This is a genomic window from Phormidesmis priestleyi ULC007 (assembly GCF_003003695.1).
Lineage (GTDB): Bacteria > Cyanobacteriota > Cyanobacteriia > Leptolyngbyales > Leptolyngbyaceae > Phormidesmis_A > Phormidesmis_A priestleyi_A.
Window position 1 is genome coordinate 1 of sequence record NZ_PVWG01000154.1, and the last position, 649, is coordinate 649.

Sequence of the window (649 nt, forward strand, 5' to 3'; positions counted from 1 at the left end):
TGCAAAATCGTCAGGAGGTGTTGAGGGCGATCGCCGATCGCCTCAACCGCATCAGCAAGGCAGACAACGATTCCCTCAACGACCAAGCGTTCTTTGACCAGATGCAAGGGGTGATGGAGAACCTATTTGTGACAGCTTACAACCCAACCGATGTGGGAGAAGACAGCCCGCTCAATGGGTTGCTCGAAAGCAAAGCAGGTGGGGCAGGCTATGTGCTGGCACAGGATTTGGTGAAGGATTCCACGGCAGTCAGCGTGCAGGTGTTTCAAGCAACGTTGTTAGCGGCGTTTAATGAGGTGCTATATGGTCAGGCGATCTCCACGACTCCAGAAGCTCACTCAACGTTGCTCAAAGCCGCATTAGAACTAGGGCAAACCTATGCAAAATTAGCTCCGAGTCGAGAAACGGGCACCGTTCTAGCGAGTGATGCAGACTTTGGGTTCTTGGATCTGCTGTGGCGTGCTCAACAGCCTGGAGCGAGTGGCAGGCTTCCTGGCAAGGATGCAATTAAGGCACAACTCCAGAATGGAGTAGAGGCGCTAGGACGGCTGCTCAATGGGGTGAGTGACCCGATCAGCACCCTCAAGTTCCTCAACAATCTTTTGAATGCAGCGGCGAATAGCGTAGCGCTCAATGAACCGCGACTCGC

1 protein-coding gene is annotated in these 649 nt (G+C 53.8%); it reads left to right on the plus strand.

All coding sequences use genetic code 11. From position 1 onward, the window contains the following. Positions 1-649, plus strand: a 649-nt coding sequence (locus tag C7B65_RS28255) for a hypothetical protein (RefSeq protein ID WP_181314526.1), incomplete at both ends; no start/stop codon positions are given.